Source organism: Hyalangium sp., assembly GCF_045802625.1.
GTDB lineage: Bacteria > Myxococcota > Myxococcia > Myxococcales > Myxococcaceae > Hyalangium.
In genome coordinates, this window is record NZ_JBJMQP010000170.1 from 1 (window position 1) to 8,465 (window position 8,465).

Here is an 8,465-nt window from a genome sequence, read left to right on the forward strand (position 1 = left end):
AGTTCGAAGCCGGGCAGCTGAGCCTGTTGGGTCTGCGCGAAGGCAGCCATCCCGGGTAGCAGCAGCAAGAGCGCCAGTGCGCCAGGCCCGAGCATCCTTCGTCCCATGGATCCCCCGCTTCGGATGGGTCGCGGCGCGGCAAGGGCGCGCGACGGCATTGAGCAGAAACGCAAAAAGTCGCGGCACTCTAACAGTGTTCGGCACCAACCATGAAGAACACTCCGCACCCCTGATCGAGTTCGAGCGCCCTTCGCCTCGCCGCCGCGACTACGTGATCTCCACACAATTGAGAGCGCGAGCCGTTCGCCCGGCTCACGCTGTATGCCGCTTCAGAGCGCTACAGGCTTGCCACGGTCACTCGTGAACCCGCCGCGTGCCGAGTCTGTATGTCCTTGGACTTGCGGCATTGCGCACAGTCTGGCAGGTTCCACCCCGTCCATCAGACCTGTGGAGGGGGGATCCAGCGCACGTGCCAAGAGGAATCGCGAAGGCGCAGCCACACGCATGCCCCGAGGCGTGCATCCGTTCCGGGAGCCGCGGCAAGGGAGTCCTGCTCCCCCTCCTGCTCGCGGCCACCGTGGGCACCTCGTGCGCGAAGCGTATCGGGCCCACTCCGTGCGAGACGCCGCCTCCCATGCTCGTCTTCCTGGACGTCTCCGAGCAGGTGAATCCTGATCCGCGCGGGCGCTCGCTCCCCACCGTGGTGCAGGTCCTCCAGCTCAAGGACAGCGCGAAGCTCGAGCGCGCCGGCTTCCGCGATCTCTGGAGCCGCCCCAAGGAATACCTCGGAGAGGACCTGCTCCAGGTCTCCGAGTTCACCGTCGCCCCGGGCCACAAGGCGCAACGGTGGATCCAGAGAGATCCCAAGGCCCGCTTCATCCTGGCCATGGGCCACTTCCGCCAGCCGCTGGGCTACTCGTGGCGGACCGTCTCCGCGTTGGATCCCGTGCTCCCGCCCTTCTGCGTGGAGCGGCCCGCGGGTGACCAGGGCGAGCCCAAGCTCGGGGACGTGCAGCTGCGCTACCGGCTCCAGGGCTATCAGATCGACATGCTTCGCCCCCAGTCCTCGCTGACGCCGCCGGCTCCCGCCAGCCCGTCCGGGACCGAGGCGCCATCCCATCCCAAGAGGAGTGCATGAAGAACGCTCAACGCGTCGTCTGGTCGGAGGGGATGTTCATGAGTCCCCACCACCTGCAGCAGCAGGATCTCTACCATGAGAACCTGTTGGATCTGCGTCTGGCCGCGGTGGAGCCGTACCCCTGGGGCGTGGCGTCCGTGGAGTTCGACATGGAGGCGCTGCGCGCGGGCCGCGTGCAGCTGCGCCACTTCACCGGCGTGCTCCCGGACGGGATGCCGCTGAATTTCCAGAGTGGAGACCCCGAGGCCCCGCCTGCCCGGCCCACCGAGGGCTTCTTCCCGCCCGCGCAGCAGGTGCTGGACGTCTACCTGGGCGTGCCCCGCGAGCGCAGCGGCGTGGAGAGCTACGGCGGGGGTGAGCGGATTGGCGGCAACCCGCGCTTCTCCCCCACCAATCGGCCGGTGAACGACCTGACGGCGTCCACCTCCATCGTCCCGGTGGCCTTCGCGCAGCGCAACGTCAAGCTGCTCTTCGGCACCGAGCCGCGCGAGGACTATGACGCCGTGAAGATCGCCGAGCTGTCGCGCGACCGCTCCGGCAGCCTGACGCTCGTGGAGAGCTACATCCCGCCCGCGCTGCGCATCGACGCCTCGCCCTTCGTGATGAGCGAGCTGCGCACGCTGCTGCGGCTCATCGTGGCCAAGCAGCGCCAGCTGGCGTCGCGGCGCCGGCACCGGGACGCCTCCGCGCTCGAGTTCACCGCCTCGGACGTGACGCTCTTCCTGGAGCTGAGCACGCTCAACGGCATCATCCCGCTGCTGCAGCACGCCATCGACTCGGGGAACATGCGGCCGCACGCGCTCTACCTGGCGCTCAGCCAGTGCGCGGGCCAGCTGTGCACCTTCGTGGCGGACGCGGATCCCACCACGCTGCCGCCCTTCCAGTTCATCCAGCTGCGCGCCACCTTCGAGGAGCTGTTCCGCCGCATGCAGGCGCTGCTGCGCTCGGTGGCGCTCGAGCAGTGCCTCTCGGTGCAGATGCAGTCCGGCGAGGACCGCATCTACCGCGGCAAGCTGGAGGACGAGCGGCTGGAGCGCTGCGGCCAGTTCTTCCTCTCCGTGCGCAGCGAGCTGCCGGAGCGCACCGTGGCCGAGCAGCTGCCCAAGCTCGCCAAGCTGGCCAGCTGGGGAGACATCCAGAACCTGGTGCAGTCGGCCACGCCCGGCGTCCCCATCCAGGTCAACTACCGGCCCCCACCCGAGGTGCCCATCCAGCCGGGGGTGATGTACTTCACCCTCTTCAACTCGGACGGGTACTGGAAGAACGCGATGCGCGACCGGACGCTCGCGCTCTACCTGCCGCACCCCTTCGACGCCTCCCAGACGACGGTGGAGCTGCTCGCCGTCCCCACCGCCAGCCGCTGACGACCGAACGCCATGCAACGAGTCACCGAAGCCACCAAGGATTGCTTCGACGCGGCCATCCGCATCCGCAACTCGGATGCCGCCTCGGTTCCGCCGCCCGAGGTCCTCCACCACCGCCTGCGCGGCGTCGTGGACGAGCTGCTCCGGCGCGCCGCCGTGCTCGGCTACAGCCACCAGGACGCCCAGGACATGGCCTATGCCCTGGTCGCCCTGCTCGACGAGGTCGCGCTCACCCGGCCCGAGCCCTACCGCTCGTTCTGGATGACCAACCTGCTGCAGCTCCAGTACTTCAACGAGAACGTCGCCGGTGACGGCTTCTTCCACCGCCTGAACGCCATCCGGAAGGATCCACACCGCGCCGAGGTGTTGCAGGTCTACTACCTCTGCATGCTCTTCGGCTTCCAGGGCCGCTACCGCATCCGCGGCGGCGAGCTGGAGCTCATGACGCTCATCGACTCGGTCCAGAAGGACCTCGAGCGCGCCAGGCCCTTCGACTTCGACGTGCTGTCGCCGCACGGTGAGCGGCCCACCGAGTCGATGCTCGCCAGCAAGCGGCGAATCTCCCCGATGATCATCTCGCTGGGAGCGCTGATGCTCGCGGTGCTCGTCTACGGCGGGCTGATGCTCAGCCTGGACGGGGCCGTGGGTAACTTCGTGAACGAGATCAAGCTCCACATGGCCACCAACACGGGGGAGACGCGATGATCTGGGCCATCGTCATCACGTTGCTGACGGGCCTCGCGTGGGGTGCCGTCAAGCTGCTCGGGGTGCCGCCGCTGCTGGCGGGGCTCGTTTCCACGGGCGTGCTGCTGCTGTTCGCGCTCGGCAGGTGGATCGTCGGGAAGCTCAAGGCGCGCAAGGCGGCCAAGAAGCTCGAGGGCGCGCTGGAGCAGCAGGCCGAGGAGCAGCTCAAGACGGTCCGCCCCGACCTGCAGCCGGAGATCAAGGCCATGCAGGCCGAGTTCTCCAAGGCGGTGGAGGCGCTGAAGACATCCAAGCTGTCGCGGGGCCGCAAGGACGCCCTGGCAGTGCTGCCCTGGTACCTCATCGTCGGTCCTCCGGGCGCGGGCAAGAGCACGGCGCTGCGCAACTCGGGGCTGAAGTTCCCCTACCTCTCCGCCAAGGGCGGCGGCGTGCGGGGCGTGGGCGGCACGCGCAACTGCGACTGGTGGCTCACCAACGAGGCCGTCATCCTCGACACCGCCGGCCGGTACGTGAGCAGCGAGGACGACAAGCCCGAGTGGTTCGCCTTCCTCGACACGCTGACGAAGTACCGTCCGAAGCGTCCCATCAACGGCCTCATCGTCGCGGTGAGCGTCAGCGAGCTGATGGGGGTGGATCCCCAGGTGGCCGTCGAGCTGGGCCAGAGCATCCGCGAGCGCCTGGACGAGATCACCTCGCGCCTGCGCACGCTGGTGCCCGTGTACCTGATGGTCACCAAGTGTGACCTCATCCCTGGCTTCACGGAGATGTACGCGGACCTGACGCGCTCGGAGCGCGGGCAGATCTGGGGCTTCACGGTGCCCATGGGCTCGCAGGCGGAGGTCTCCACGGACCTGCTGCTGGAGCGCTTCGACGAGATGGTGAACGTGCTGGAGCAGCGCACGCTCAAGCGGCTGGGCCAGGAGCGCCGGCTGGAGGCGCGCGAGAACATCTACCAGTTCCCGCAGAGCTTCGCGTCGCTGCGCAAGAACCTGACCGAGTTCGTCCAGCCGCTCTTCCTGGACAACGTGTACCAGGACACGCCGGTGATGCGCGGGCTGTACTTCACCAGCGGCACGCAGGACATGAAGGCGATGGAGCGGCTGTCGAGCGGCTCGGCGGAGCTCTTCGGCGACACGCGCCCGCAGCCCGAGCCGAGCGCCGAGGGCCGCAGCTACTTCCTCTGGGACATCTTCACCAAGGTGATGTTCCAGGACCAGGAGATGGCCGTCCGCAGCTCCATCGAGGAGCAGCGCTACCGGCGGCGGCAGCTGGTGCTCACGGCCACGTACTTCACCGCGGCGGCGCTGATGCTGGTGCTGCCCATCGTCTCCTACTTCCAGAACCGGGCGCTGGCGCGCGACGTGCGCGATGCCATCACCGCCGTGCACCTGGATGACCGGGACGACCTGGCCCGCATCAAGGACCTGTCCCCGCTGCAGACCCAGCTCCAGGAGCTGACGAAGCACAAGACGGAGGGCGCCCCCTTCTGGCTGCGCTTCGGGCTGTACGAGGGCGACAGGCTCTTCCCGCTGGCGCAGTCCTTCTACAACACCGCCCTGCGCCGGGTGCTGCTCGGCAACCAGTATGAGCGCATCGAGCAGAACCTGGACCTGTTCGCGCGGAACCAGGACGCGCCGGACTGGAAGCCGGGCTCGGATGACTACGCCAACCACTTCGAAGCGCTGAAGATGTACCTGCTCATCACCTGGCCGCACGCCCAGCGGGAGCCGTCGCTCGACGAGGCCCACCAGGACTGGCTGGTGGATCAGATGGTGCGGCACTGGACGCACGTGAAGGGCTCGGGGGGAGAGGCCAACCTGCAGCAGGCCATCAGCCGTCACGCCCGCACGTACATCCAGATGCTGGCGGCGGACCCGGAGCAGCTCGCCTTCGCGCGCAACAACAACACCGTGCGCGCCGCGCGCCGTGCGCTCAACCGCGTTCCCGTGACGACGCTGGAGCTGGACCGCATCGTCTCCGAGGTGGGCCGCGAGTACCCGGACCAGACGCTGGACGACATCGTCGGCGGCGTGCCCGCCATGCGCGCCACCAAGAAGGTGCGCGGAGCCTTCACCAAGTTGGCTTGGGACCAGGCGGTGCGCACACGTCTGGAGCACGCCTTCAAGGACAAGGAGGCCTGGGTGCTGGACCGGGATGCCAGGGAGGACGAGGTCCAGTCCCGCAACGAGCTGCGCACGCGCTACTACCAACAGTACATCCAGGAGTGGAAGGACTTCCTCCAGTCCATCACCGTCCAGCCCCCGGACAACGTGGACCAGATGCAGGCACTGCTCGAGAGCCTCACGCGCGGCAAGCCCCCCGCCTTCGGCAAGCTGTTCCGGGCGCTCGCCTACAACGTGCAGTTGGAGCGCACGCCCAAGGCGGAGGAGAAGAGCGCGGCCCGCAAGGCCATCGAAGAGGTCTTCTCCAGCGACAAGAAGGACGAGAAGAAGCTCGTGGATCCCAATGCGGCCACGGGCGAGTACACGCTCGGGCCCCGCGACGTGGAGAAGGAGTTCACCACCCTCATCAAGTTCACCACCGAGGAGTCGCGCTCGGAGGACGGCGAGGAGAAGCTCACGTCGCAGGACTTCTACCAGGACCAGCTCGCGCTGGTGCTCAACGCGCTGCTGGGCGTGAAGGAGAAGCCCTCGGAGTCCGGTGCCCTGCTCGAGAAGATCAAGACCACGCGCGAGAGCGTGGCCATGCTCGTCAAGAAGTACGAGAGCGGCGGTCCCATCCTGGAGAAGCTGCTGCTGCCGCCCTTCCAGGACATGCGCTCCATCGTCTTCGCCGGCGTGGCGCAGACCAAGAGCAACGACTGGTGCGAGGCCGTCACCAAGCCCTTCAGCCAGCTCATGGCCAACCGCTACCCCTTCGTGCGCGAGTCCATGCAGGACGCCCCCCTGGCCGAGCTCTCCGAGTTCCTCAGGCCCTCGGGCGGCACGCTGCGCAAGTTCGTCCAGCAGAACCTGGCCGACGAGGTCGTCACGTCCGGCCGCAAGTGGACGTTCGCCAACCTCAACACGCGCGACATGTACCGCGAGGACCTGCTCACCTTCCTGGAGAAGTCCAACAACCTGGCCACCACCCTCTTCCCAGGTGACACGGTGGATCCGCTGGTCCGCTTCCAGGTGCGCGTGCGCGCGGGCACGTCACCGGACACCGCGCCGTCGGAGATCTCCGCCATCACGCTGACCATTGACGGAGTGGACGAGCTGTACCGCAACGGTCCGGACAACGTGTGGAAGCCGATGAGCTGGCCCGGCCAGGCCGGAAAGCTGGGCGCGCACATCCACGTGGAGAACGCCTCCGGCGCCACCGCGGACATCGACGAGCCCGGCGAGTGGGGACTGTTCCGCCTGCTCGAGCGCGTCAAGCGCATCGAGCCCAGCGGAGACGGCCGCTTCTTCACCGCCGTGTGGGAGATCGAGGACATGAACGGGGCGCTCGTCGCCATCGACTTCCGCCCCGAGCGCACCGCCAACCCGTTCTTCGGGCTGTCGGGCAACAACACCGCGCGGCTGCTGAGCATCTTCCGCGACCCGGGCCTGACGCCTCCCAATGGCATCGCCCGCGGCGGCAAGGGCTGCCTCGTCGAAGCCGTGAGCACCAACGGAGCGCCCTGAGGATGACGCAGGCGCCCCACATCGGGCTGCTGGGCAAGGCTCCGCGCCACGCGGAGTTCGTCCGGCACCACGCGGCCAGCCCCCTGGCCCGGTATCTCTTCCGCTGGATGGAGGAGAGCACCGGCCGGCTGCATGGGGCCCGGGCCGCGTTGCCCCCGGCTCCGGCCAGCTTCGTCTTCACCGCGCCTGGCGAGGGCTCGGTGCTGGTGGGGCTGCTGGTGCCGAGCACGGACAGTGTGGGGCGTGCCTTTCCGCTCGCCGTCTTCCAGGAGCTGCCCGCGCAGGAGGTGGCCGGGCGCTTCGCGCTGCTGCCGGAAATCCACCAGCCGTTTCTCCGGGCCAGCGCGCAGCTGCTGCGCGAGGCGGCCTCGCTCGACATCCCGGCGCTGCAGGAGCGCGCGGCGAAGCTGCCCACCGCGCGGCCCGGGGACCTCCGCCTGGCCGAGCGGCTCCGCGAGTCGCTGCTCTCCGAGAAGCGCTGCACGGAGCTGCTCCAGCACGTCACCGCCGGCCTCCCCACCGACGGGCGCTACTACGCGCTGAACACCTTCCTCACCGCCTGCACGGGCGAGCGCCACCGCGAGCAGGCCCTGGCCAGCGTGATGCTGGATTGCCCCTACCCCTCGCACATGGGGCCCGTCACCTGGCTGGAGCTCGCCACGCGGCTGTTGCGCTGGTCCTCCCAGCCTCCCTCCTTCTTCTGGTCCGACGCGCCGCAGCCCCGGCTCCTGCTGTGCCTGGGCGCCGCGCCCCCCACCCTCCTGCTGCACCTGGCGCAACCCACCCGCTCGGGCAACTCCGTCTGGCCCCTGCGCACCGAGAAGCCCGCCGCCATGGAGCAGGCGAAGCAGTCGCTGTCCGCCTCGCAGCGCCAGGTCATCGATTCCTCTCACAGCACGCTCGAGCAGCTCCTGCGTGCCCTCGCGATGAAGGAGCGTCCCTCATGACGACGCCCTCCACCGCCAGCCTGCGCGAGCGCGCCAACGCCTGGCTCGAGCCCATCTCCGCCGAGGCCCCCTGCGGCGCCCCGTCCAAGCACGCCCCCGCCTACGAGAGCGTCTCCGCCGAGGTGGCCAAGCTCGAGTCCCCCACGGGGGAGCCCGTGCGCTGGGACGAGGTCGTCCGGGGCGCCGGAGAGCTGCTGCGCAAGTCCACCAAGGACCTGTGGCTGGCCTCCTACCTCGCCTACGCGCTGTACATGACCGAGGGCCTGGCCGGCGCCATCACCGGGGCGACGCTGCTGTCGGAGCTCACCGAGCGCTACTGGCAGGGCCTCTTCCCGGAGGCCTCGCGGCTGCGCAGCCGCGGGCTCGCGCTCACCTGGTACGTAGACCGCATGAAGCACGTCTTCCCCACCGTGCAGGCCGAGAGCACCTCGCCCGCGGTGGTGGAGGCACTGTCCGAGGCCGTGTCGAAGCTCGCCGAGGTGTCGCGCTCGCGCCTCGCCGCCCAGGGCCCGGCGCTCGGACCGCTCCTCACCAGCCTCGAGCGGCTGCGCGCGAGCATGCCCAAGGAGGCTCCGGCTCCCGCGTCCACCCCGCCCGCCTCCCCCGCCACGCCCGTGGAGACCCCGGCCGCCGCGAGCGCCAGCCCCGCGCCCGTCCCGCCTCCACCCGCGCCCGTGACACC

At 69.1% G+C, this 8,465-nt stretch carries 6 protein-coding genes; all 6 read left to right on the forward strand.

Features of this window, described 5'->3' with window-relative positions:
• Positions 1-469 precede the first annotated feature (469 nt).
• Positions 470-1,138, forward strand: coding sequence for a type VI secretion system lipoprotein TssJ (tssJ, locus tag ACJ8AT_RS30120; protein WP_407741379.1), 669 nt, complete (start codon positions 470-472; stop codon positions 1,136-1,138).
• The gene (gene tssK / locus ACJ8AT_RS30125; protein WP_407741380.1) at positions 1,135-2,502 is read left to right on the forward strand and encodes a type VI secretion system baseplate subunit TssK; all 1,368 of its coding nucleotides are present in this window, start codon (positions 1,135-1,137) and stop codon (positions 2,500-2,502) included. Before tssJ ends, tssK begins: the two co-directional genes overlap by 4 nt.
• A gap of 12 nt (positions 2,503-2,514) precedes the next feature.
• A complete protein-coding gene (locus ACJ8AT_RS30130) occupies positions 2,515-3,207 on the forward strand; it encodes a DotU family type IV/VI secretion system protein (RefSeq protein WP_407741381.1) in 693 nt (230 codons plus the stop codon).
• Complete coding sequence (gene tssM / locus ACJ8AT_RS30135) at positions 3,204-6,836, forward strand: type VI secretion system membrane subunit TssM (RefSeq protein WP_407741382.1); 3,633 nt, start codon at positions 3,204-3,206, stop codon at positions 6,834-6,836. The genes ACJ8AT_RS30130 and tssM overlap by 4 nt, the downstream gene beginning before the upstream one ends.
• A 2-nt stretch (positions 6,837-6,838) precedes the next feature.
• Positions 6,839-7,783, forward strand: coding sequence for a type VI secretion system-associated protein TagF (gene tagF, locus ACJ8AT_RS30140; RefSeq protein ID WP_407741383.1), 945 nt, complete (start codon positions 6,839-6,841; stop codon positions 7,781-7,783).
• On the forward strand, positions 7,780-8,465 hold a 686-nt coding region (locus tag ACJ8AT_RS30145; protein ID WP_407741384.1), incomplete at its 3' end, for a type VI secretion system ImpA family N-terminal domain-containing protein. The genes tagF and ACJ8AT_RS30145, both read left to right, overlap by 4 nt.